The following is a 22,278-nucleotide window of genomic DNA, read 5'->3' on the forward strand; positions in this document are numbered from 1 at the left end:
CCGAGCGCGCCGTCCGGGTTGCTCAGGGCGCGTCGAAGCCCGTCTCGATGTCCGACCAGGTGAGGTCGCAGGCGGCCAGGACCCATCGCCCGACGATCATCGCGACCAGAAGGTCGGCCCGGTGTTCGTCGTCGTGGCCGCCCATCGCTTCCTCGCACAGGAGACGCAGGTCGGCAGCGACGCTGGTGATCCGCGGCGCGATCTCGGCGATCCGATGCGATTGGGCCAGTGAGGTACCCAACAGCGCGCACCCCAAGCGCAAACCGCCCTCTGCCGGGGCGGTGAACCTCTGCAGCGGGTGTGCCGTGACGGGAGTCATGACCGTGTCGCAGGCCCGATCCAGCGCCGCCCGGTACAGCGGCGCCTTGCCGGGAAAGTAGTGGTGCACCGCGGGCCTGGTGATGCCGACGAGATCCGCGACTTCCTGCACGGTGGCGGCGTCGTAGCCGCGGTAGGCGAACACGCGCACAGCCGCGGAGATGATCATCTCGCGGCGCGCATCGGTGTTCGAACCGCGCGGCCGGCCAGGAGTCCGCTTGTTCGGCCGGGTCGCCGCGAGCCCCGCAGCCATGGTGCACCCTTCTCGTCTAGTCCCGGCCAGGCTAGGACGGGAACTTGTGAGCCAGATGGGTGCTGGGTATCAATCCGATCAACGATCCCGCGGTGAACTCGGCGCCGATCGCGGGCATGCTGGAGGGCATGTGCCGAAACATCACCGAGTTGCGCGGCCTTGAGCCGGCGGCCACCGACGACGAGATCACCGCGGCCGCGCGTCAGTACGTCAGGAAGGTCAGCGGAATCACGCGTCCGTCCGACGCCGTCGCCGAGGCTTTCGAGATCGCGGTGGCCGAGGTCGCTGCCACCACCAGACGGCTGCTGTCCGAGCTGCCCGCCCGGCGCCAGCCGCCCAAGACGATTCCGCCGCTGCGCCGCCCTGAGGTCATTGCGCGGCTCGCATCGTCGTGATGCCTGCGCTCAAGGAGTGGAGTGCGGCGGTGCATGCCCTGCTCGACGGCCGGCAGACCGTGCTGCTGCGCAAGGGCGGGATCCACGAGAAGCGGTTCGCTGTCGCCGCGGACGAGTTTCTGTTGTTCCCGACGGTCGCGCACAGTCATGCCGAGCGGGTCCGCCCGGAGCATCGTGACCTGCTCGCCGACTCCGCGTCCGACAGCACCGACGAGCAACTCGTGATCCGGGGCGCGGCGAAAGTCGTTGCTGCCGTTGCGGTATCGAACCCCGACGGGCTTACCGACATCCAAGATCTGCACATCTGGACCGCCGAGTCGGTGCGCGCCGACCGGCTGGATTTCCGGCCCCGCCACCGGCTGACCGTCCTGGTGATCCAGGCGGCCCCGCTGGTCGTGCCGATCCGGCTGGTGCGTGAGCCGCAGTACGGCGGCTGCACCAGTTGGGTGCAATTACCCGCGACGGCCGACCGGGGCCGGCCGGTGCACGACGTTGCCGCGTTAGACGAGATCGCCGGCCGGGTCCGCGCCGCCGTCGGGTGATGGCAGGCCGGCCGAGGCCGGCAGGATCAGCCGGGACACCCCGCCTGCCCCGTGGTGCACGGTGTGCACGGCGGGAACCATCCGCTGTCCGGTGAGGGCCGGTGCGCCGGTGCCGAGGTTGCGGGCGTACCGCGGATGCGATCCGCCGGCGATGAGTACCCGGACCTGGGTGCCCGCGGGGAAGCGGTGCGCGACGGCGTCGAGCTCGACGCGGATCGGGCCCTGCTCTGCCGCACTGAGCCTGCGGTAGCCGTCGCTGACATTGCGGGAGCGCCCGCGGTCATCCACCTCGCTGATGCGCACGAACAGGTCGACGTGATCGATGCCCGCCTCGTGAGCCAATTCGGCGACGGGGTTCCCGAACACATACAGGTCGGCGTCCAGCGGCCCGCTGGTGAAGCTCAGCACGTCGGCGCGCCGGGCCAGTGCCGAGTCGTCCTGATAGCCGCCTTTTTGGGTCAACATCCGCCCGCCCACCGTCGGGGTCGGGTCGGCGGGGTCGTAGCGGAAGTGCGACGGCGTGGCATCCGGGGGTGGCGCGGTCGCGGCCAGCCGGCCTGCCGGCTGCAGGTACAACACGCCGTCGCCGGTGGCGGGCGGCCAGTCCGGCAGGTCGATCCAGCCGTGATGCGCGACGTACACCCGCACCGGGCTGCGCCTGGTCTTGGCGGGGATGCCGGCCAGATGAGTGCCGAGCCAGTCCAGCGTCTCGGCCGCGGCGATGCCGCCGGCCTTGATGATCATGTCGCTGTGCGCCCACGGCCCGACCGTCATCGCGACGTCGACATCACGGTCGCGCAGCCGGCGGTATTGCAGCAGGGTCTGCTCGAGGAACAGGTCCTGCCAGCCGCTGATCAACAGCACCGGCACGTCGCTGCGGTCCAGCGCCGACGGCGTTCGCATGGCGTCCCAGAACGGATCGTCGCGGCCCGGATGCTCGATCCACGACTCGTACCACGGCGAGCGGGCGCCCAGCAGGTCGCGGCCCGCGCTGCCCAAGGGAAGACCGAGCATGGCACGCTCCAGACGGCGCGCCGCACGGCGCTGGAACGCCAGTCGCCGCGGGAGCGACTCCTGCTGGTGAGCCATCGAGTGCGACCAGCTCAGGAAATCGTTCAGCGAGAACGATCCGGCGCCCCACGTGGAGGCGTGGAAGTCGTGCGGGCCGACGGTGACCACCGCGGCGGCCAGTTCGGGGGGCGGGTCGGAGAGCAGGGCCCACTGGGTGAAGCCCAGGTAGGACAAGCCGATGGTGGCGAATGTGCCGGTGAACCATTGCTGTTCGCGTAGCCACACCGCCGTGTCGGCGGCGTCGTCGGCCTCGTGGACCATCGGCACGAAGTCGCCACCCGACCCGAACGTGCCGCGCACGCTCTGCAGCAGCACGTGGTAGCCCCGCGCGGCGTAGAGCCGGGCAAAGATCAGCGAGAACGGGAACGAGCGGCCGTACGGCCCGCGGACCAGGATGGTGCCCAGCGGGGGGTCGGCGGTGGGCGCGAAGTGGGTGGCGCGCAGGACGGCGCCGTCGCGCATCGGGATGCGGACGCCGCGATCGACGGCGTAGTCGCCGGTCGGCGGCGCTATCCGTAGGAATCGCGAGAGAGCGCGGTCGACGACTTGTTGGGGTCGACGGCTCCGCACGCTGTTCAGAATATGCAGTACGGCGTGAGCTGCTGGGCCCGCAGGCAGTCCGACCGGGTACGCGCAAGTAGTCTGGCGTGTTGTGGCACCCACACTCTGGGCGATCAGTGACCTGCATACGGGTCACACCGGCAACAAGCCGGTGACTGAATCGCTGTATCCATCGTCGCCGGACGACTGGCTGATCGTCGCCGGCGATGTCGCCGAGCGCACCGACGACATCCGCTGGTCGCTGGATCTGCTGCGCCGGCGCTTCGCCAAGGTGATCTGGGTGCCGGGCAATCACGAGCTGTGGACCACCGGCAAGGACCCGGCCCAGGTGTTCGGCCGCGCCCGCTACGACTACCTGGTCAACATGTGCGACGAGATGGGCATCGTCACCCCAGAGCATCCCTTTCCGCTGTGGACCGGCCCGGGTGGGCCGGCGACCATCGTGTCGATGTTCCTGCTCTACGACTACACATTCCTGCCGGCGGGTGCGACCACCAAGGCCGAGGGCCTGGCGATCGCCAGGGAACGCAATATCGTGGCGACCGACGAATTCCTGCTGTCCAGTGAGCCGTATGCCACCCGCGATGCGTGGTGCCGGGATCGGCTGTCGCACACCAGGGCCCGGCTCGAGGAACTCGACTGGATGACGCCGACGGTGCTGGTGAACCATTTCCCGTTGCGTCGCGAGCCCTGCGATGTGCTGTTCTTCCCGGAGTTCGCGCTGTGGTGCGGGACGGTGGAGACCGCCGACTGGCACACGCGCTACAACGCCGTCTGCTCGGTCTACGGTCATCTGCACATTCCGCGGACCACCTGGTATGACGGGGTGCGGTTCGAAGAGGTGTCCGTGGGTTATCCGCGAGAGTGGCGGCGCCGCAAGCCTTATCGGTGGCTGCGCCAGATCCTGCCGGACCCGCAGTACGCGCCGGGTTATCTGAACGACTTCGGCGGGCATTTCGTCATCACCCAGGAGATGAAGGAGCAGTCGGAGAAGATGCGTGAGCGGCTGCGCAGTCGACGCGAATGAGTGAACTCATGGCAGCGGTGCTGCCCGATGTCACTGATCTGGTCTACGCCGAGGCATTCGACGATCCGCCCGGCCTGACGGCGCTGCCCGAGGAAGAGCCGCTGATCGCGAAATCGGTGGACAAGCGGCGCAACGAGTTCATCACCGTCCGGTACTGCGCCCGCCTGGCCTTGCAGAAGTTGGGTCTGCCGCCGGTACCGATCCTCAAGGGCGACAAGGGCGAACCGTGCTGGCCTGACGGGGTGGTGGGCAGCCTCACCCACACCCAGGGGTATCGCGGTGCGGTGGTTGGGCGCAGCGCGAGCGTCCGTTCGGTGGGCGTCGATGCCGAACCGCACGGCGTGCTCCCCGACGGGGTGCTCAATGCGATCAGCCTGCCCGCCGAGCGGTATGAGATCGGCGCGCTCCCGGGTGGGTTGCACTGGGACCGAATCCTGTTCTGCGCCAAGGAAGCGACGTACAAGGCGTGGTTTCCACTGACGCAGCGATGGCTGGGTTTCGAAGACGCTCACATCACCTTCGGTGTCGACGCGTCCGGGGTCGCCGGAACGTTCGAGTCGCGGATCCTGATCGACCCGGCCGCGCGCTTCGGGCCGCCGCTGACTGAGCTGGCCGGCCGGTGGTCGGTCGGTGGTGGGTTGGCGCTGACGGCGATCGTGCTGTGACGCCTCCGGGCATTGTTGTCGTCGACAAACCCGGCGGCATGACGAGCCACGACGTGGTCGGCCGCTGCCGGCGGATCTTCGGCACCCGCAAGGTCGGCCATGCCGGCACCCTGGACCCGATGGCCACCGGCGTTCTGGTCGTCGGCATCGAGCGGGCCACCAAGATCCTCGGCCTGCTGACCGCCACATCGAAGTCGTATGCGGCGACCATCCGGCTGGGCCGGTCTACGTCCACCGACGACGCCGAAGGCGAAGCGCTGCAGGATATTTCCGCTGATCAGGTGACCGAGGACCAGATCAACGCCGGGATCGCAAACCTGCGCGGGGAGATCGCGCAGCGGCCGTCGTCGGTCAGCGCGGTCAAGGTCGACGGTAAGCGGGCCTACCAGCTGGTGCGCGAAGGCCAGGACGTGCAGTTGGCCGAGCGCAGGGTTCGCATCGACCGGTTCGAGGTGCACGACATTCGGCGCGACGGGCCGTTCGTCGATGTGGATGTCGATGTCGACTGCTCGTCGGGCACCTATATTCGGGCTCTGGCGCGCGATCTCGGTGACGCACTCGGCGTTGGCGGACACCTGACCGCGTTGCGCCGCACCCGCGTCGGTGGTTACGGACTCGACCACGCCCGGTCATTGGACGAGCTAGCCGAGCATCCGCAGCTGAGTTACTCCCTCGACGAGGCGTGTCTGCTGGCGTTTGCGCGCCGCGATATCACGTCTGGTGAAGCCGAGGACGCCGGCCACGGCAGGCCGCTGACCGCGGCGGGAATCGACGGTGTCTATGCCGCAACCGATCCCGATGGACGGGTGATCGCCCTACTCGAGGACAAGGGCGGCCGGACCAAATCTGTGGTGGTCATCCGCCCCGCGACGCTGGAGTCCTAGCGCGAGGAGAAACTCACTCGCCGAGCGTGGCGTGCGCATAGGCGAACGCGGCGTCTTCTTCTTCGTCGTCGAACTCGCATAGCGCAGCAATCCGCCCGTCGCGACCGATTCCGACAAGGAGCCGGGACCATTCGAAGCGCTCACCGTCGTTGCCCAGGCCTTCTCGTTCCATCCGTGCGACGAAGACGTTCGGCGACAACCAGCGGATGGTCGAGAACCAGGAGCGCACGGACGGAACCAGGCGTTGCAGTTCCACCAGGCTGGCTCGCATCTCGGCTGCCGAGCGATCGGGGAATCCTGTGCGCGAACGATTCTCGACCCGCATATCGGGCCAGCTCAGTTTGGTGAACATGGTGTCGAAGTCGCCGTGGTTCATCGCAGCGACGTACTCCGCGGTGCCCAGCCCCGAGCGGGCCGCAGCCGCGCCCTCACCCGCGTAATAGCGGCGTTCCAGTTCACTGTAGGCACTGTCGAAATCGTCCTCGTCGAAACGGACGTCGACGGCGATGCGTGCTTTGTCATCTACGTCGAAGACGTGCAGATGTGCGCTCTCGTTCCCTGCATCGTCGGCCCATTGGCTCCACGCCAGCACCAGGTTCTCACCTCGCACGGCGAGTGTGCGAGCTTCGAAGTTGTTGAACTGCGCGAGGAGTCGTTCAGTTGCAACCTTAAGGGCGTCCTTCCCTTGAATTGGGCCACCACTGTAGTGGCGGCGGTCGTCGCGGACGTAGTCGTCCGAATAGCACTCGACGACGGTGTGCACGTCGCCGGCCTGCATGGCTGTTGCGAGAATTCCGGCCGTCTCGCTGGCGCGGTTGGCGACGGCAACCCGGCTGGTGCTCTTCCGGGCAAGTTCCTCGGCATAGGCGAGCGCGGCATCCTCGTCGTCGATGTCGAACTCGCATAGCGACGTGAACTGGCCATCTCGCACCTGAGTGGCATACAGGCGACTCCAGGCATAGTTCTCGCCGCCGTGTCCGACGGCCTCACGTTCATGACGGGATACCGTGACGTCGTCACCCACCCAGCAGAGGGTCGAGGCCCACACCCGGTACGTCGCGACCATGGCGCCGAGCTCCTCGACGCTGCGGCGCAGCTCGGCGGGGCTGCGTCGCGGAAAGACCGACCGCGACCGGCTCTCGATCTGCAGACCTGGCGTGGCGAACATGCTGAACGTGGTGTCCAGGTCGCCGCGGTTCTCGGCGAGGATCTGTTCAATGAACGGGGCCCCCGCGGCCGCATGGGATTCCCCGGCGCCGGCATAGTAACGGTGCTCGAGTTCTGAGTAGGCGCCGTCGAAATCGTCCTCATCGAAGGTTCCGTGATAGACCACGCGACCATCGTCATCGATCTCGCCGACCATCAAGGCGGTCGACTGGTTCCCAGCTTCATCGGACCAGCACGCCTGCGCGAGATGCAGGGTATCGCCACGCACTGCCAACGTACGCACCTCGAATCGGGTGAACTGTTGACTGAGACGCTCGAATGCCGCTCGCACCGCGACGATTCCGACGATTGGGTCACCGCTGAGCCGCCGACGGTCGTCGTAGACGACATCGTCGGAGTACTGCGTGACCGCATTGTCGACGTCACCGGAGTTCATCGCCGCGATCACGCGGTCCCCGACCTCGCAGGAACGGTTGGCGACGGCGAGCCGGCTGGGCTGTTGCCCCGCCAGTGCTTCGGCGTAAGCGAACGCCTCGTCCTCGTCGACGACGTCGAACTCGCGCACCGAATTCAGCAGCCCGTTCTCCCACTGGGTCACGAACAGGAGGTTCCACCGATAGTCTTCGCCGTCCGCCCCGGCCGCCTGGATTTCGCCCAGCCCCACATTGCAAGTAGGGGACAACCACTGCAGGGCCGTCACCCAGTGACGTTGGGAAGCGACCTGATTTCCGCGCTCCTGCGTCCAGCGGAACATGTCGTCGACCGAACGTTCTTTTTCCTTCAACGCCGAAGGTGGGGCAAGCCAGCGGAATTCGGCACCTGACACTCGGCGCACCGCATCGATGTCACCCTGGCCGATACCAATCACCCAGTCCGCGGAAGGTAGCCCGTTGGTTGCGAACCGTGCGCCTTCCCGTGCGTAGTAGCGCGTTTCCAAGTCGCGGTAAGCCACCGAGAAGTCATCCTCGTCGAAGCGGCTGTGATAGATGACGAGTCCGTCCACGTCGATCTCGTAGACGCCAAGGTAGGCGGCCGCGTTCCCGGCATCGTCGGACCAGCGACTCCAGCCCAGGTACACACGATCTCCGCGGACGGCCAGGTTGCGGGCCTCGAAGTGGTTGTACTGCTGCAGGATCCGCTGGACAGCAACGTGCAGATCAGGCAGACCGTCGACGGGGTCACCGCTGAGCCGGCGGTGATCCGCGTAGACGAATCGATCAGCCCAATGCCCGACGGTGCCGTCGGCGTCACCGGCCTGCATCGCGGCGATCAGGGATTCACCGGCCTCGCTGGCGCGGTTGGTGCCGCTGAGCCGGCTTGGCCGTTGGGCGACTAATGACTCGGCGTAGGCGAAGGCCTCGTCCTCGTCGGCGACGTCGAACTCGCGCACTGATGCCAGCAATCCATCGCGATAGACTCCGACGTGGATCAGAGACCAGGTGTACTTCTCGCCCGCGGGTCCAGCACCGTGTATCTCGCTCAAGGTGATATGGCAATCAGCCGACAACCAACGGATCGCCGCGAGCCAGATCCTCTGATTCGCAACTTGTTTGGTGCGCTCCGCCAGCCATTGGAAATACTCGTCGATTGACCGCTCGGCCGGTTTCAGCGCCTTGAGCGCGGCAAGCCAGCGGAAGTCCGTGTGCGACAACTGACGCGCGTCTTCGATATCGTTCGCCCAGATCGCGTCAATCCAGGCGCTGACCTTGTGGCCAATCTCCGCCCAGGGTGCGCCCTCACCGACGTAGTAGCGCCGTTCGAGCTCCCGGTAGGCGCCCTGGAAGTCGTCCTCGTCGAACCGTCCGTGATAGGTGATCAGTTCGTCTTCGCCAACCTCGATCACATCGAAAGTCGTTGTCGTGTTGCCCGAATCGTCGGACCAGTTATCGGAGACGAGCACCAGCGACTCGCCCCGAACCGCCAGCGATCGCCATTCGGGATGTGAGTACTGAGCCATCAGACGTGCTGCGGCGGCGCGCAGTTCGCCCTCAGTCGTGATGGGGTCGCCACTGATGCGCCGGCGATCGTCATAGACGGCCTGATCGGCGTAGACCGCCACGACCGCATCCGGATCAGATGACGCCATCGCCTGCCACCCCAGGTCGGCAATCCTGCTGGCCCGGTTCGCGATGACGACCCGGGACGTCGTCGCGGACCCGGCGGCGGCGGAGGCGGCGGGGGTCGCGCTTTCGGGAGCTCGCCCGACCATGAACACCGCATCTTTGGCGGCGTACAACGCTTCCGCGTCACGGCGGGCAGCCGCTGAAGCGTGCCCGTCACCGGCTGCCATCAATACCCGACTCAGTGCCAGGCAGGCCTCCGCGTGGTCGAGCACGAGGTCGGTGCCGGCGGCGACGGCCACTGCATCGCGTGCCATGGACACTGCCGGTTCGTGGTCGCCCTGGGCCGAGAGGATCTCGGCGCGCACCGAACGCCAGGCAATGGACGTCTTCAGGTTGTGGCCGGCGATGCGTTCGCTTTCCGCCGCATACCGGTCGGATTCATTCAGACGGCCCTGCGCCAGAACCGATCTGGCCAGCAGGGCGGCAGCCTGTCCGGCATCGGCACCGACACCAAGGGCGTCGAGCCCCTCCAGTGCGACCCGGAAGTGCGGTTCGGCCGCTACCGGGTCACCCACCATCAATTCGATGATCCCGGAGAACAGTTCGGTCTCCATCAGACCGTGCCGAAGACCCAAATCCGCGACCACCTGACGGGCGTCGGTCAGCATCGAGCGAGATTTGTCCGGTCGTCCGCGGAGCAGTTCGAGCACCGCGAGGCAGCGCAGTGATGTGGCCTCAAGCGATGGCGCTGCTGTCGTCATGCGTTGCATCCGAACCACATCCAGGCACCGGCCGCCCGCCTTGGGAGCCGGACTCGGACCCCAGAGCGCGGCGGTGGGTGCTGCCCCGAGCGCCGCGGTGATCTGCCGATGGTCCCCACACTGCCGCGCGGCGATCAGGGCGTCGAACAAGTCGGCTTCACAGTCGCCGATCCGGCCCAGCCGAGCTCGGGCGCCCGCCCGAACCCGGTGCGCCTTGGCAAGTCCGGCGGCGTCCTCGCGCCGGCTGAACTCGTCGATGGCCTCCGTCAGCCGTCCGTCGACCTCGAGCAACCTGGTGGGATCGGTGTACACGACGAGCTGACACTGATAGCAGGTCGCCCACGGCGCAAGTTCCTGTTCCGCAATGCTTTCCAGATCGGCGACCAGCGGCGCTCCGGACGCCACGTCGCCGGCGGAAAGGAAGGCTTCGCAGCCGACCAGTAGTAGCTCGGCCTGTAGTGCGGAGTCGGTGGTGGCTAGTGATGCGCCTCGGGCCGCCTGGCTGCCCGCCGAGCCGAGTTCGTCACGGTCGAGTGCACGCCGCGCCGACGCCAGATAGCTACGCGCCGAACGCAGGGCGAGCCCGCTGGTCTGCCCGTCCCGCAGACCGAGATCACACCGGTACCCATGGGCCGCCTCGAGATTGCGGGCGATGACCTCGTCGGACTCGAACGCCACCCTGGCCCCGCCCGCGTGCACCCAATTTGCCAGGCGCTCATGGAGGTCGGCACGTTCGGACTTGAGCAGCCTGCGGTATGCGACGTCGCGGATGAGGACGTGATGGAATCGCCAGACCGGCACGTCGCCGGCGTACGCTCCGCTCGGCTGCGCGAGGTCGAGGCGGCGCAGTCGGTTCAGGGCCGACATGATTTCGGCTTCGCCGAGACCGGCGAGCGCGGCCACCGCGCTGGGGGAGAAGTCTGTGCCGATCACCGAGGCGACTTCAAGGACTCGACGGTTGGCGGAGCTCAGCCGTTCCAGGCGGGACGCCAGAAGCGCCTGGATCGTCGGTGGGACGGAGATGGCGTCGACATCGACAGTCAGGCTCCAGCCTCCGGGTTTTGCGACCAGAACACCGTCGTGGACAAGCATTCCGACCAGTTCCCGGACGAACAACGGATTGCCTCCCGTCGACGAGGGCAGTCGGCCCACCAGTTCTTCGGGCAGTTGGTCGCTGCCGAGCACGCGCGCAGCGAGCTCGGCGGTGGCGCGGGCTTCCAGGCCACGCAGGCGCAGCGCCTCGGCGACCCATCCGCCCACGGTGACGAGATCCGGTCGCGTTTCCTGCAATTCGGGCCGGGCCAGTGCGACCAGCAGCACCGGGGCATTGCGGACCCACTCGACGATGTGCTCGACGAAATCGACCAGCAGGGTGTCCGCCCATTGGATGTCGTCGACGAGGATGACAAGCGGGCTGTCGGCGGCGAGTACTTCGGCGAACCGGCGAAGCGCCCAGAACGCCTCCTCGACCGAACCGGCGACGCCGGCCGTCATCCCGGTGAGGTCGCGCAGGATGCGGTCCCGCTCGGCGACATTTCCGGGGATGTCGACATCGAGATCACGGGTTCGTAGGACGTCGACCAGTGGCGCCATGGCCGGACTGCCCTCGACCGCGCAGTGCGCCCGGATGACCCGGACCCCATCGCCGAGTGCGCCGATGAACTCCGCCGCCAGCCGGGTCTTGCCGACGCCGGGATCGCCGACGATCGTGACCAGGCGTGCGCTGCGAGTGGTGACGGCGTCGTCGAAAACCGTGTGCAGGCGGCGTAATTCGGTGGAGCGGCCGACAAAGGGAACAGAGTCGGCGGGGTCGGCCCGCCCCAGCCACTGATAGACAGGGACGGTCGCGGTGCGGCCCTTGACCTGCACGGCGCCGCGCGGTTCATAGCGGTGCTGCCCTCGCGTTGAGCGCCAGGTTTCCTCACCGACCACGACCTGGCCGTGCGGACATTCGGATTCCAACCGGGCGCCGACATTCAAAGCGTCACCGACCAGGTCGGCATCGTCGTGTCCGACCACCACCTCGCCGGTGTTCACCGCGACCCGCAGCGCCATCTCGACCCCGTGCGCCTCCGTCAAGCGACTGGCCAGGCCGACGAATCGCTCCTGTAATTCGACCGCGGCGTCGACAGCGTGCCCGGCGTCGCCGGCGCCGATCTCCGGCACACCCCATACCGCCATGAACCCGTCGCCGATGTACTTCGTCACGCCGGCGCGGTGGCGCTGTGCGGTGGAGCGCAGCAGCTCGTGGTACTGCCCGATGACCTCGCGGGCGGTCTCGGGATCCACCAGTTCCTCGAAGGCGGTCGAGCCGGCCAGGTCGGCGAACAGCACGGTCACGGTCTTTCGGGTGGGACCGCTAACCGGTTGGGCGACTTGATCATCCAGCGCGGCACCGCAGGAGCGGCAGAACCGCGCCGCCGCACTGGCCGCAACGCCGCAGGCACCACATGACCGCGGCAGTGTCGTTCCGCAGCTCTCGCAGAAGCGGGCGTCTGCTTCGTTGGCGGCGCCGCAGGAGGCGCAAGCGTGGCCGCTCATCTCAGTCGGGCCTCAGCGAGAGTGCGTCGTGGTCCTGGATTGCGGCCGCCGAGTTCTCCGCCATCGAGCGAAGCAGTTCCAGTTGACGGGCGTTGGCAATGTCGGCTTGGCCGGCTCCGATCACCGGGTAGGCGAAACACCACGCGGTGGTCAGCCGGTAATCATGGAGCAATTCTATTGCAGGATAATCGATTCCGAATTCTGCGAGGCGCTGGGCGTAGCGGTCCAGTAGGTGGGCTTCGCAGGCCCGCCGAGTGTCGGCGGCCAGGCTCTGGCTCAGGAAGTACCCGATGTCGTAGGCGCCTCGGCCCGTGCAGGTGACCTGCCAGTCCAGTGCGGTCACCGGCGGATCGTCGGGTGTGACGGCGAAGAACAGTTGGTCGAGCCGCAGATCACCGTGCAGAAAGGTGTGCGGTGGCCGCATGAGCTGATCCAGGTACCACGGCACCAGGGACGGGAATCGGGCGCCGAACGCCAACAACTCGGGCGATAGGTCGGCACCGACTCTGTCTAGGAAGCGGGGCCAGGCGGCCTCGAAGTTCCCGGCAAGAACGGCAGGGAACGGCGGCGTCCGGTACGACCTCAACCACGACAGTGACGCCAAGCGGTCGCTGTCCCACCAGTGGGCGTGGTGGCGGGCGATCGCGTCGATAACGATCTCGGCGTCCTCGGCCGTGCAGCCGACGGTCTGATCGGCCACGCGGAGTCGCCCCAGATCCTCGAGCACCAGGACGAAGTCGTGGGTGAGCTCATCGAACGCGGCGAAGTACGGCCGGGCGGGTGGCAGCGGGTTCGCCAACCCGATCTCCCGGTAGAAGTGCACCTCGCGTAGGTAGAACTCCAACGGCTCACAGACTTCTGTGCGGGCCCGCTCGTCGAGGGTCGGAAACTTCACCACCACCGACGTCGGTACGCCGGGACCTTCGAGATGGGCGCAGTAAATCCGCCCGAGCAGCCCGACGCCGATCCCGATCTGTTCGAGCCGGCACTGCCGAACGTCAGCGTCCAGGACTTCGCTAAGCCAGCCCGCTGTCACAGACATGGGGTCGACAGGAAACCACGTCATCCGCCCCCGTCCCTCCCCTGGATGGGGGAGATTTTACGGAATTACGGCGCTGAGCATGGGATTTCCGCGTATCGGCGAGGATGTTTGCCAGGCGGCTGTCTCAGCCGACGACCCAGATCGCCTGGGCCGCAGGGCTACCCAGTTCGACGGTGTTTGCTGCGCCATCGGACGACTCCACCGACACGGAGATCACACCAGCGAAGTCGCGCCGCGCGAGCACCCGAAGGCGGGAGTCCAGGCTGATGCCGACGGTGTCGAAATAGCGCAGCATCTCGGGATCGGCGTCCGAAATCCGTGCGACCGTGCCGAGTTCGCCGTCGACGCATGCCGATAGCTGGCGGGCGGGGGGAGTGGGCACCAGCCCGTCGGCCGACGGGATGGGGTCGCCGTGTGGATCGCGAGTCGGGTGGCCGAGCTTGGCGTCGATGCGATCGAGCATCATGTCGCTGATCGCGTGCTCGAGGATCTCGGCCTCGTCGTGCACCTCGTCCCAGCTGTAGCCGAGTTCGCGCATCAGGAAGGTCTCCAGCAGGCGGTGCCGGCGGACCACCGCCAGTGCGGCGAGGCGGCCGCGTTCGGTCAACGTCACCGCGCCGTATTTCTCGTGATCCACCAGACCTTGGTCGGCGAGCCTGCGGATCGACTCCGAGGCGGTGCTGGCCGACACCCCGATGCGCTCGGCCAGCAGCTTGGTGCTGACCTTTTCCTGCGACCACTCCTGCGCGCTCCAGATGGTTTTCAGATAGTCCTGGGCGACCGTTGTCAGGTCGTGTACCCCTTGGTTTGGGCTGCCGTCAGGACTCACACCCGAAAGTTTAGGCATTCATCACCTGATCTGGGGATCTAGCGTGTCTCGCTGTGCGAGAGCGCCGTAGGCTTGCCGACGTGGAGCGGTGGCGCGGACAGGACGAGATCCCCTCGGACTGGGGCCGATGTGTGGTGACCATCGGCGTGTTCGACGGCGTACATCGTGGGCATGCCGAGCTGATTGCCCGCGCCGTCAAGGCGGCCCGGTCACGCGGTGTGCCGACGGTGCTGATGACGTTCGACCCGCATCCGATGGAAGTGGTGTTCCCGGGCAGCCACCCGGCCCAGCTGACGACGCTGGCCCGGCGCGCCGAACTGGCCGAGGAGCTGGGCATCGACGTCTTCCTGGTCGTGCCCTTCACCACCGATTTCATGAAGCTCACCCCGGATCGCTATATCCACGAACTGCTGGTGGAGCGGCTGCACGTCGTCGAGGTGATCGTCGGAGAGAACTTCACGTTCGGCAAGAAGGCGGCCGGCAACGTCGGCACCCTGCGCAAGGCCGGCGACCGGTTCGGGTTCGCCGTCGAGAGCCTGTCGCTGGTCGCCGAACACCACCAGAGCGAGACGGTCACCTTCTCGTCGACGTACATCCGGTCCTGCGTCGACGCCGGCGACGTGGTGACCGCGGCCGAGGCGCTGGGCCGTCCGCACCGCGTCGAAGGCGTGGTGGTGCGCGGCGACGGACGTGGCCGGGTGCTGGGCTTCCCGACCGCCAACGTCGCGCCGCCGATGTATTCGGCGATCCCGGCCGACGGGGTGTACGCCGCGTGGTTCACCGTGCTGGGCCACGGGCCCGTCACCGGCTCGGTGATCCCGGGGGAGCGGTATCAGGCCGCGGTCTCGGTGGGCACGAACCCGACGTTCTCCGGGCGAACCCGCACGGTGGAGGCCTTCGTCCTGGACACCGCCGCCGATCTCTACGGCCAGCACGTCGCGGTGGACTTCGTCGCCCGGCTGCGCGGCCAGCTCAAATTCGACTCGGTGCACGACCTGGTCGAGGCGATGGGCAAGGACACCGAGAAAGCCCGCACGATCCTGTCGGCCCAGGACTGACCATCGGCCCAGGACTGACCAAGAGTCAGGACGCGATCAGGTCATCGATCTGGTTGATCGCCAACGTGGAGCCTTCGACCACACCCATGTCCAGTACCTGCTGAAGGCCTTCGGCGGACGCGAACTTGCTCACGTAGACCGCGCGGGTGCCGCCGTCGCGCTCGGTGAAGGTGAAGGTGCACTCCGAGACCGGCATATCGGGATTAGGGTTCAAGTCCGCGTCGGCGAAGCCGTCGAGGAAGGCGAAGCTCGTTGGCTCGTTAACGGTCGTGATGTCCCAGTATCCGCCGTACTTCTCGCCGTCCGGGCCGGTCATGAAGTACGTCGTGCGGCTGCCGGGCGCGAGGCTGTGGTCGACGACGGTTGCCGGGTGCGACGGCGGTCCCCACACCTTCTCCAGCTGACGCGGGTCGGCGTAGACCTGCCAGATGCGCTGCACCGGTGCGGCGAAGTCGGCGGTGATGGTCAGGGTCAGGTTGTCGGTGTCGTGCTTGACGTCCGTCACGGGCATTATTCGTTCTCCTTGTCTTCGGTTGCGATGAGTTCGTCGATGCGGGCGATGCGACCCCGCCAGATCTGCTCCAGCTCGGTGAGCATGGCGGCCACCGAGCGCACGGCCGTCACGTCACCGCTGGCCAACTGCTCGCGACCGCTACGTCGCTTGGTGAGCAGGCCGGCCTTCTCCAGCACGACGACGTGCTTCTGCACTGCGGCAAAGCTCATGTCGTACTTGCCCGCCAGGGCGGAGACCGAGTACTCGCCGGCCAGCGCCCGACGCATGATGTCGCGCCTGGTCCGGTCGGCGAGTGCGTGGAACAGGGCGTCCGCGCGGTCCTCCTGGTCTACGGTCACTTCCTCAATCTACAACCAGATGGTTGTAGATTGTCAAGCGGCTGACCTGCCGCGATTTCGGTTCCCGGCGTACCCGCTGTTAAAGTGACGAACCTGGCGTGTGCTGCAGTCCGCGGTGGCCACGCGCTTTACCCCTACACGCGGTACCGATTTGATGGAGATATTTTCGTGGCGCTGACCGTCGAACAGAAGAAGGAAATCCTGGGCCAGTACGGTCTGCACGAGACCGACACCGGTTCGCCGGAAGCCCAGGTGGCGATGCTGACCAAGCGCATCGCCGACCTCACCGAGCACCTCAAGCAACACAAGCATGACCACCACTCGCGGCGTGGGCTGCTGTTGCTGGTCGGCCGTCGTCGCCGGCTGCTCAAGTACGTCGCCGCCCTCGACGTCGCGCGCTACCGCTCGCTGATCGAGCGGCTGGGTCTGCGCCGCTGAGCGGCATAACCCGCCGTGTAACATAGGGGCCGTTGTGAGCCGTTTTCCGGCTCGAACATCGGGTGCGGTTCATGCATATCCGCGTGTCCCGTTCCTGCGTGTCATAGCGAAGCTTCCCTGCGCGGGCGGTCTTCGGTAGTGGCTGCCGGGCCCCAATGAACTGGGGAGAGCCCGGCCGCTTCGATCGACGGCCGTAGCCGCAACCAGGCCCAAGCCTCGTAGTGCTCAGGACTACCTGGGTTCACCTGTGACGACGCGAAACAGCTGAACAGTGAATTCAGAAAGGCTGAACGGACATCTATGTCTGTAGCTGAAATCGACGAAGGCGTCTTCGAGGCGACCGCCGTCATTGACAACGGGAGCTTCGGCACCCGCACCATCCGTTTCGAGACCGGCCGGCTCGCCCAGCAGGCCGCCGGAGCCGTCGTCGCCTACCTCGACGACGAGACCATGCTGCTGAGCGCGACCACCGCCAGCAAGTCGCCCAAAGATCATTTCGACTTCTTCCCGCTCACCATCGACGTCGAAGAGCGGATGTATGCCGCCGGGCGCATCCCCGGATCGTTCTTCCGTCGTGAAGGCCGGCCCTCCACGGACGCGATCCTGACCTGTCGTCTGATCGACCGGCCGCTGCGCCCGACCTTCATCTCGGGTCTGCGTAACGAGATCCAGGTCGTGGTGACGATTCTGAGCCTCGATCCCCAGGATCTGTACGACGTGCTGGCGATCAACGCCGCGTCGGCCTCCACCCAGATTTCCGGTCTGCCGTTCTCCGGCCCGGTCGGCGGCGTGCGCGTCGCCCTGATCAATGGCCAGTGGGTTGCCTTCCCGACCGTCGAGCAGCTCGAGGGTGCGGTGTTCGACATGGTCGTCGCAGGCCGCAAGGCCGGTGACGATGTGGCGATCATGATGGTCGAGGCCGAGGCCACCGACAATGTCATCGAGCTCATCGCCGGTGGCGCCGGTGCGCCGACCGAGGCCGTGGTGGCCGAGGGACTCGAAGCCGCCAAGCCGTTCATCGCCGCATTGTGCGATGCGCAGCAGGCGTTGGCGGACAAGGCTGCCAAGCCGGTCGCCGACTACCCGCTGTTCCCCGATTACCAGGACGACGTCTACGCGTCGGTGGCGTCGGCGGCGACCGAGGACCTGTCCAAGGCCCTGCAGATCGCCGGCAAGCATGAGCGCGACGAGCGCACCGACGAGATCAAGGGTGAGGTGCTCGACCGGCTGGGCGAGCAGTACGCCGGGCGTGAGAAGGAGATCGGCGCGGCTTACCGCTCGCTGACCAAGAAGCTTGTGCGCCAGCGGATCCTGACCGACCACTTCCGCATCGACGGTCGCGGTGTCACCGACATCCGTGCCCTGTCGGCAGAGGTCGCGATCATCCCGCGGGCACACGGCAGCGCGCTGTTCGAGCGCGGCGAGACCCAGATCATGGGTGTCACCACCCTCGACATGGTCAAGATGGCCCAGCAGATCGACTCGCTGGGGCCGGAAAAGTCCAAGCGCTACATGCACCACTACAACTTCCCGCCGTATTCGACCGGTGAGACCGGTCGCGTCGGTTCGCCCAAGCGCCGCGAGATCGGCCACGGTGCGCTCGCCGAGCGTGCCCTGATGCCGGTGCTGCCGAGCGTGGAAGAGTTCCCGTACGCGATCCGCCAGGTGTCGGAAGCGTTGAGCTCCAACGGTTCCACCTCGATGGGCTCGGTGTGCGCGTCGACCCTGTCGCTGCTGAACGCCGGTGTGCCGCTGAAGGCCCCCGTCGCCGGTATCGCGATGGGCCTGGTGTCCGACGAGGTGGATGGCGAAACTCGCTACGTCACGCTCACGGACATCCTCGGTGCCGAGGATGCCTTCGGCGACATGGACTTCAAGTGCGCAGGCACCAAGGAGTTCGTCACCGCACTGCAGTTGGATACCAAGCTCGCAGGGATCCCGTCGCAGGTTCTGGCCGGTGCGCTGGCGCAGGCCAAGGATGCCCGGATCACCATCCTCGAGGTGATGGCCGAGGCCATCGACGCTCCGGACGAGATGAGCCCGTACGCCCCGCGCGTCACTGCCATCAAGATCCCGATCGACAAGATCGGCGAGGTCATCGGGCCCAAGGGCAAGATGATCAACTCGATCACCGAGCAGACCGGCGCCTCGATCTCGATCGAGGACGACGGCACCGTGTTCGTCGGCGCCACCGACGGACTGTCGGCGCAGGCGGCGATCGACATGATCAACGCGATCGCCAACCCGCAGCTGCCCAAGGTCGGCGAGCGGTTCCTCGGGACGGTGGTGAAAACCACTGACTTTGGAGCTTTCGTTTCCTTATTGCCCGGTCGTGACGGCCTGGTGCATATCTCGAAGCTGGGCCGGGGCAAGCGGATCAACAAGGTCGAGGATGTCGTGAAGCTCGGCGACAAGCTCCGTGTGGAGATTGCCGACATCGACAACCGCGGCAAGATCTCGCTGGTCCTGGTCGCCGAAGACTCGGACGACGCTTCCGAAGAAGCTGCACCGGCTCCTGTTGATGCCGATGCCGCGACCGCCGACGCCTAACCCCTCGTTACGCCGTGGCCGGCGCCTCAGCACTGAGGCGCCGGTTGCGGTGCGGCGCACCGTACTTCCCGGCGGCCTGCGCGTCGTCACCGAGTACGTGCCGTCGGTGCGGTCGGCCTCGGTGGGTGTCTGGGTCGACGTCGGTTCCCGCGACGAAGGTCCCACGGTCGCCGGAGCTGCCCACTTCCTGGAACATCTGCTGTTCAAGGCGACCCCGACCCGCACTGCTGTCGAGATCGCGCAGTCGGTCGATGCCGTCGGCGGTGAGCTGAACGCGTTCACCGCCAAAGAGCACACCTGCTACTACGCCCACGTCTTGGACGACGACCTGGAGTTGGCTGTCGACCTGGTCGCCGACGTGGTGCTCAACGGTGTGTGCGCATCCCGTGATGTCGAATTGGAACGTGACGTCGTCCTCGAAGAGATCGCGATGCGCGATGACGATCCCGAAGACGCGCTCGGAGATGTGTTCCTGACGGCCATGTTCGGCGACCATCCCGTCGGGCGGCCGGTGATCGGCAGCGTCGAATCAGTCTCCGGGATGACCCGCTCGCAGCTGCACTCATTCCACGTTCGTCGCTATACCCCCGAGCGGATGGTCGTGGCGGTGGCCGGCAATGTCGACCACGACGAGGTGGTCAGGCTGGTGCGCAAGCATTTTGCCGGTCGCCTGGTCAAGGGCCGCGTGCCGCAGCCGCCGCGCACGGGCACCAGCCGGCTGACCAGCCAGCCCAGCCTGGCTCTGATCAACCGCGACGCCGAACAGACCCATATGGCGCTGGGCGTGCGGGTGCCTGGCCGGCACTCGTCGCACCGCTGGGCGCTGTCGGTGCTCAACACGGCACTGGGCGGTGGCCTGAGTTCACGGCTTTTCCAACAGATTCGGGAAAGCCGTGGTCTGGCCTACACGGTGTTCTCCTCGGTTGACACGTTCTCCGATACCGGGGCATTGTCGGTGTATGCGGCTTGCCTACCGGAGCGCTTCGACGAGGTGGTGCGGTTGACTGTCGAGGTTCTCGCCGACGTGGCGCGCGACGGCATCACCGAGGCGGAATGCCGGATCGCCAAGGGGTCGATGCGGGGTGGCCTGGTCCTCGGACTTGAGGATTCCGCATCGCGGATGCATCGGCTGGGCCGCAGCGAGCTCAACTACGGCGAATACCGCAGCATCTCCACCACGCTGCAACGCATCGACGACGTGACCCTCGACGAGGTCAACGCAGTCGCCCGCCAGGTTCTGACCAAGCCGTTCGGTGCGGCCATCCTCGGCCCGCACAAATCCAAACGCTCACTGCCCAAGCCACTTCGGACCATCAGGAGCTAGCTCGTGACCTTCAGCCTGCAGGATTTGGCCGTACCCATTCTCGGTGCACCAATGGCAGGAGGTCCGAGTACGCCCGCCCTCGCGGCGGCGGTGTCCAATGCCGGCGGGTTGGGATTCGTGGCGGCCGGCTATCTGAGCGCCGACAAATTCGCCGATACCATCGCCGGCGCGCGGGCGCTGACCTCGGGACCGATCGGCGTGAATATCTTTGTGCCGCAGCCGTCTGCGGCAACCCCCGACGGACTGGACCGCTATCGCGACCTGCTGGCCCCGCTCGCCGAGCACTACGGCGCTGAGGTCGGCCAACCCAAGCCCGACGACGACGCGTGGCAGGCCAAGCTCGATGTGGTCGCCGACACCGCGCCGGAGCTGGCGTCGTTCACCTTCGGGTGCCCGGATGCGGAAATCCTTGGCCGCCTGCGTGACCGAGGTGTGTTGACCGCGGTGACCGTGACAAGCCTGGACGAGGCGGGTGCGGCGGTGGCCGCCGGTGCGGATGCGCTGGTGGTGCAGGGCCCGGAGGCGGGCGGACATCGCGGCACGTTCGATCCCGTCGCTCTGCCGGGCGAGCAGCCGCTTGACGCGCTGCTGGCTGCCATCGTCGCGGCCCACAGCCTGCCGATGATCGCGGCCGGCGGTCTTGCCCGTGCGGTGGACGTGCGGCGGGTCCTGGACGGGGGAGCGGTCGCGGCGCAGGCCGGCACCGCGTTCCTGCTGTGCGACGAGGCCGGGACCAACGGTGCCCACCGATCAGCGCTGACCGACGAGCGGTTCGCCGAAACCGTAGTGACGCGGGCATTTTCGGGCCGCTACGCCCGCGGCCTGGCCAACGACTTCACCGCACGCTATGACGATGTGGCCCCGCTGGGCTATCCGGAAGTCAACCAGATGACGGGCCCGCTGCGCCGCGCCGCGGTCGCCGCCGGCGACCCGCACGGCACCAATCTCTGGGCGGGCACCTCATGGCGCCGTACCAGCGGGGGCAGCGCCGCCGATATCGTCGCGGCACTGGCGGATGTCGGATGAGCCTGTCGCGTCGTCGATTGCTCGTCGTCGGTGCGGCGTTGACCGCGGTCGCGGCCTGCGGCGACAAAGTGTCCCGGGCACACCCGACGCTCAGCGATCCAGCCGAACCGGTGCCGCCGATCGAGCAGCGCATCACCGCACTGGAGAAGCGGCACAACGCATTTGTGGGTCTGTATGGGCAGAACCTGGATTCGACGCAGTCGGTGGCGCACCGCGACGGCGACCTGTTCGCGATGTGCTCGACGTTCAAGGCCTACGCCTCGGCGCGAGTGCTGCAGATGGCCCAGGCGGGGGAGCTGCGGCTCACCGACACCGTGGTGGTCGACCAGGCCTTGCTGAGGGCCAATTCGCCGCGTACCGAGCCGAATGTCGGTAAGCCGATGGCACTTTCGGACCTGTGCGCCGCCGCCCTTCAGGTCAGTGACAACACCGCGGGCAACCTCTTGCTGCGGGTCATCGGCGGTCCGCCGGCGATCACCGCATTCGCCCGGTCGATCGGTGACGACCGCACTCGGCTGGATCGCTGGGAGACCGAGCTGAATACGGCCCTGCCGGGCGATCCGCGCGACACCAGCACGCCGCAGGCCCTCGGCGGCGGCATTCTGTCGGTGCTCACCGGCACGGTGCTCGACGAGCCGCATCGCAAGCAGCTCGAAGACTGGATGCGCGCCAACACCACGTCGAGCGTGCGGGCCGGGTTGCCGCCGGGCTGGACCACCGCCGACAAGACCGGGTCTGGTGATTTCGCCAGCACCAACGATGTCGGCATCGCGTTCGGGCCGCACGGCGAGCGGGTGCTGTTGGCCATCATGACCCGCACGCAATCCAACGACGCGAATTCGCCTGCGCTGCGCGACCTCGTGGCAGAAGTGACCACGCTGGTGCTACCGGCGTTGCTCGGCCACGGTTAG

At 67.1% G+C, this 22,278-nt stretch carries 18 protein-coding genes and 1 pseudogene; 11 read left to right on the forward strand and 8 right to left on the reverse strand.

Annotation, left to right across the window (positions count from 1 at the left end; all coding sequences use genetic code 11):
• Positions 1–22: 22 nt before the first annotated feature.
• On the reverse strand, positions 23–571 hold the full coding sequence (locus SLQ31_RS11205; protein WP_319432279.1) for a helix-turn-helix domain-containing protein: 549 nt from the start codon (positions 569–571) through the stop codon (positions 23–25).
• A gap of 128 nt (positions 572–699) precedes the next feature.
• Here SLQ31_RS11205 and SLQ31_RS11210 point away from each other — a divergent pair, with 128 nt between their 5' ends.
• Together SLQ31_RS11210 and SLQ31_RS11215 are read left to right on the forward strand one after the other, a co-directional pair.
• Complete coding sequence (locus SLQ31_RS11210; RefSeq protein ID WP_319433044.1) at positions 700–966, forward strand: DUF2277 domain-containing protein; 267 nt, start codon at positions 700–702, stop codon at positions 964–966.
• Positions 963–1,508: a DUF1802 family protein gene (locus SLQ31_RS11215; RefSeq protein ID WP_319432281.1), complete on the forward strand. Its 546-nt coding sequence runs from the start codon at positions 963–965 to the stop codon at positions 1,506–1,508. Before SLQ31_RS11210 ends, SLQ31_RS11215 begins: the two co-directional genes overlap by 4 nt.
• Here SLQ31_RS11215 and SLQ31_RS11220 read toward each other — a convergent pair.
• Positions 1,467–3,149, reverse strand: a complete 1,683-nt coding sequence (locus tag SLQ31_RS11220; RefSeq protein ID WP_319432283.1) for a CocE/NonD family hydrolase — start codon at positions 3,147–3,149, stop codon at positions 1,467–1,469. The two genes, SLQ31_RS11215 and SLQ31_RS11220, sit on opposite strands and share 42 nt — an antisense overlap.
• An 82-nt stretch (positions 3,150–3,231) precedes the next feature.
• Here SLQ31_RS11220 and SLQ31_RS11225 point away from each other — a divergent pair, with 82 nt between their 5' ends.
• From SLQ31_RS11225 to truB, 3 genes are read left to right on the forward strand one after another with little or no spacing between them, the layout of a single operon-like run.
• Positions 3,232–4,167: a metallophosphoesterase gene (locus SLQ31_RS11225; RefSeq protein ID WP_319432284.1), complete on the forward strand. Its 936-nt coding sequence runs from the start codon at positions 3,232–3,234 to the stop codon at positions 4,165–4,167.
• Positions 4,164–4,832 carry a 4'-phosphopantetheinyl transferase gene (locus SLQ31_RS11230; RefSeq protein WP_319432286.1) on the forward strand — a complete coding sequence of 223 codons (669 nt, stop codon included), beginning with the start codon at positions 4,164–4,166 and terminating at the stop codon, positions 4,830–4,832. The genes SLQ31_RS11225 and SLQ31_RS11230 overlap by 4 nt, the downstream gene beginning before the upstream one ends.
• Positions 4,829–5,716, forward strand: coding sequence for a tRNA pseudouridine(55) synthase TruB (gene truB / locus SLQ31_RS11235; RefSeq protein ID WP_319432288.1), 888 nt, complete (start codon positions 4,829–4,831; stop codon positions 5,714–5,716). Before SLQ31_RS11230 ends, truB begins: the two co-directional genes overlap by 4 nt.
• A 13-nt stretch (positions 5,717–5,729) precedes the next feature.
• Here the strand turns inward: truB and SLQ31_RS11240 are convergent, their stop codons facing one another.
• The 4 genes and pseudogenes from SLQ31_RS11240 to mntR all read right to left on the reverse strand — a co-directional run bounded on the left by SLQ31_RS11240 (position 5,730) and on the right by mntR (position 14,137).
• Positions 5,730–12,047, reverse strand: a complete 6,318-nt coding sequence (locus SLQ31_RS11240; RefSeq protein WP_319433046.1) for an AAA family ATPase — start codon at positions 12,045–12,047, stop codon at positions 5,730–5,732.
• Between the two features lie 66 nt (positions 12,048–12,113).
• Positions 12,114–12,248: pseudogene (locus SLQ31_RS11245) on the reverse strand (double zinc ribbon domain-containing protein); the annotation flags it as partial.
• A 1-nt stretch (position 12,249) separates the two neighbouring features.
• Positions 12,250–13,290 (reverse strand): phosphotransferase, encoded by a 1,041-nt coding sequence (locus tag SLQ31_RS11250; RefSeq protein WP_319432290.1) that lies wholly within the window; start codon positions 13,288–13,290, stop codon positions 12,250–12,252.
• Positions 13,291–13,414: 124 nt separating this feature from the next.
• Positions 13,415–14,137 (reverse strand): manganese-binding transcriptional regulator MntR, encoded by a 723-nt coding sequence (gene mntR / locus SLQ31_RS11255; RefSeq protein WP_413641750.1) that lies wholly within the window; start codon positions 14,135–14,137, stop codon positions 13,415–13,417.
• Between the two features lie 62 nt (positions 14,138–14,199).
• On the opposite strand from mntR, the gene SLQ31_RS11260 reads away from it, so the two are divergent.
• Positions 14,200–15,177: a bifunctional riboflavin kinase/FAD synthetase gene (locus tag SLQ31_RS11260; RefSeq protein ID WP_319433048.1), complete on the forward strand. Its 978-nt coding sequence runs from the start codon at positions 14,200–14,202 to the stop codon at positions 15,175–15,177.
• A gap of 25 nt (positions 15,178–15,202) precedes the next feature.
• Here the strand turns inward: SLQ31_RS11260 and SLQ31_RS11265 are convergent, their stop codons facing one another.
• Positions 15,203–15,688: an SRPBCC domain-containing protein gene (locus tag SLQ31_RS11265; protein ID WP_319432294.1), complete on the reverse strand. Its 486-nt coding sequence runs from the start codon at positions 15,686–15,688 to the stop codon at positions 15,203–15,205.
• A complete protein-coding gene (locus tag SLQ31_RS11270) occupies positions 15,688–16,029 on the reverse strand; it encodes a metalloregulator ArsR/SmtB family transcription factor (protein ID WP_319432296.1) in 342 nt (113 codons plus the stop codon). The genes SLQ31_RS11265 and SLQ31_RS11270 overlap by 1 nt, the downstream gene beginning before the upstream one ends.
• A 168-nt stretch (positions 16,030–16,197) precedes the next feature.
• On the opposite strand from SLQ31_RS11270, the gene rpsO reads away from it, so the two are divergent.
• From rpsO to bla, 5 genes are all read left to right on the forward strand, one after another.
• Positions 16,198–16,467: a 30S ribosomal protein S15 gene (rpsO, locus tag SLQ31_RS11275; protein WP_319432298.1), complete on the forward strand. Its 270-nt coding sequence runs from the start codon at positions 16,198–16,200 to the stop codon at positions 16,465–16,467.
• 300 nt (positions 16,468–16,767) lie between these two features.
• On the forward strand, positions 16,768–19,017 hold the full coding sequence (locus SLQ31_RS11280) for a polyribonucleotide nucleotidyltransferase (protein WP_319432299.1): 2,250 nt from the start codon (positions 16,768–16,770) through the stop codon (positions 19,015–19,017).
• Positions 18,995–20,341, forward strand: a complete 1,347-nt coding sequence (locus tag SLQ31_RS11285) for a pitrilysin family protein (protein WP_319432300.1) — start codon at positions 18,995–18,997, stop codon at positions 20,339–20,341. The genes SLQ31_RS11280 and SLQ31_RS11285 overlap by 23 nt, the downstream gene beginning before the upstream one ends.
• A gap of 3 nt (positions 20,342–20,344) precedes the next feature.
• Positions 20,345–21,367 (forward strand): nitronate monooxygenase, encoded by a 1,023-nt coding sequence (locus SLQ31_RS11290; RefSeq protein WP_319432301.1) that lies wholly within the window; start codon positions 20,345–20,347, stop codon positions 21,365–21,367.
• Positions 21,364–22,278 carry a class A beta-lactamase gene (bla, locus tag SLQ31_RS11295; protein ID WP_319432302.1) on the forward strand — a complete coding sequence of 305 codons (915 nt, stop codon included), beginning with the start codon at positions 21,364–21,366 and terminating at the stop codon, positions 22,276–22,278. Before SLQ31_RS11290 ends, bla begins: the two co-directional genes overlap by 4 nt.

The sequence above is a fragment of the Mycobacterium sp. RTGN5 genome (assembly GCF_033804465.1).
Lineage (GTDB): Bacteria > Actinomycetota > Actinomycetes > Mycobacteriales > Mycobacteriaceae > Mycobacterium.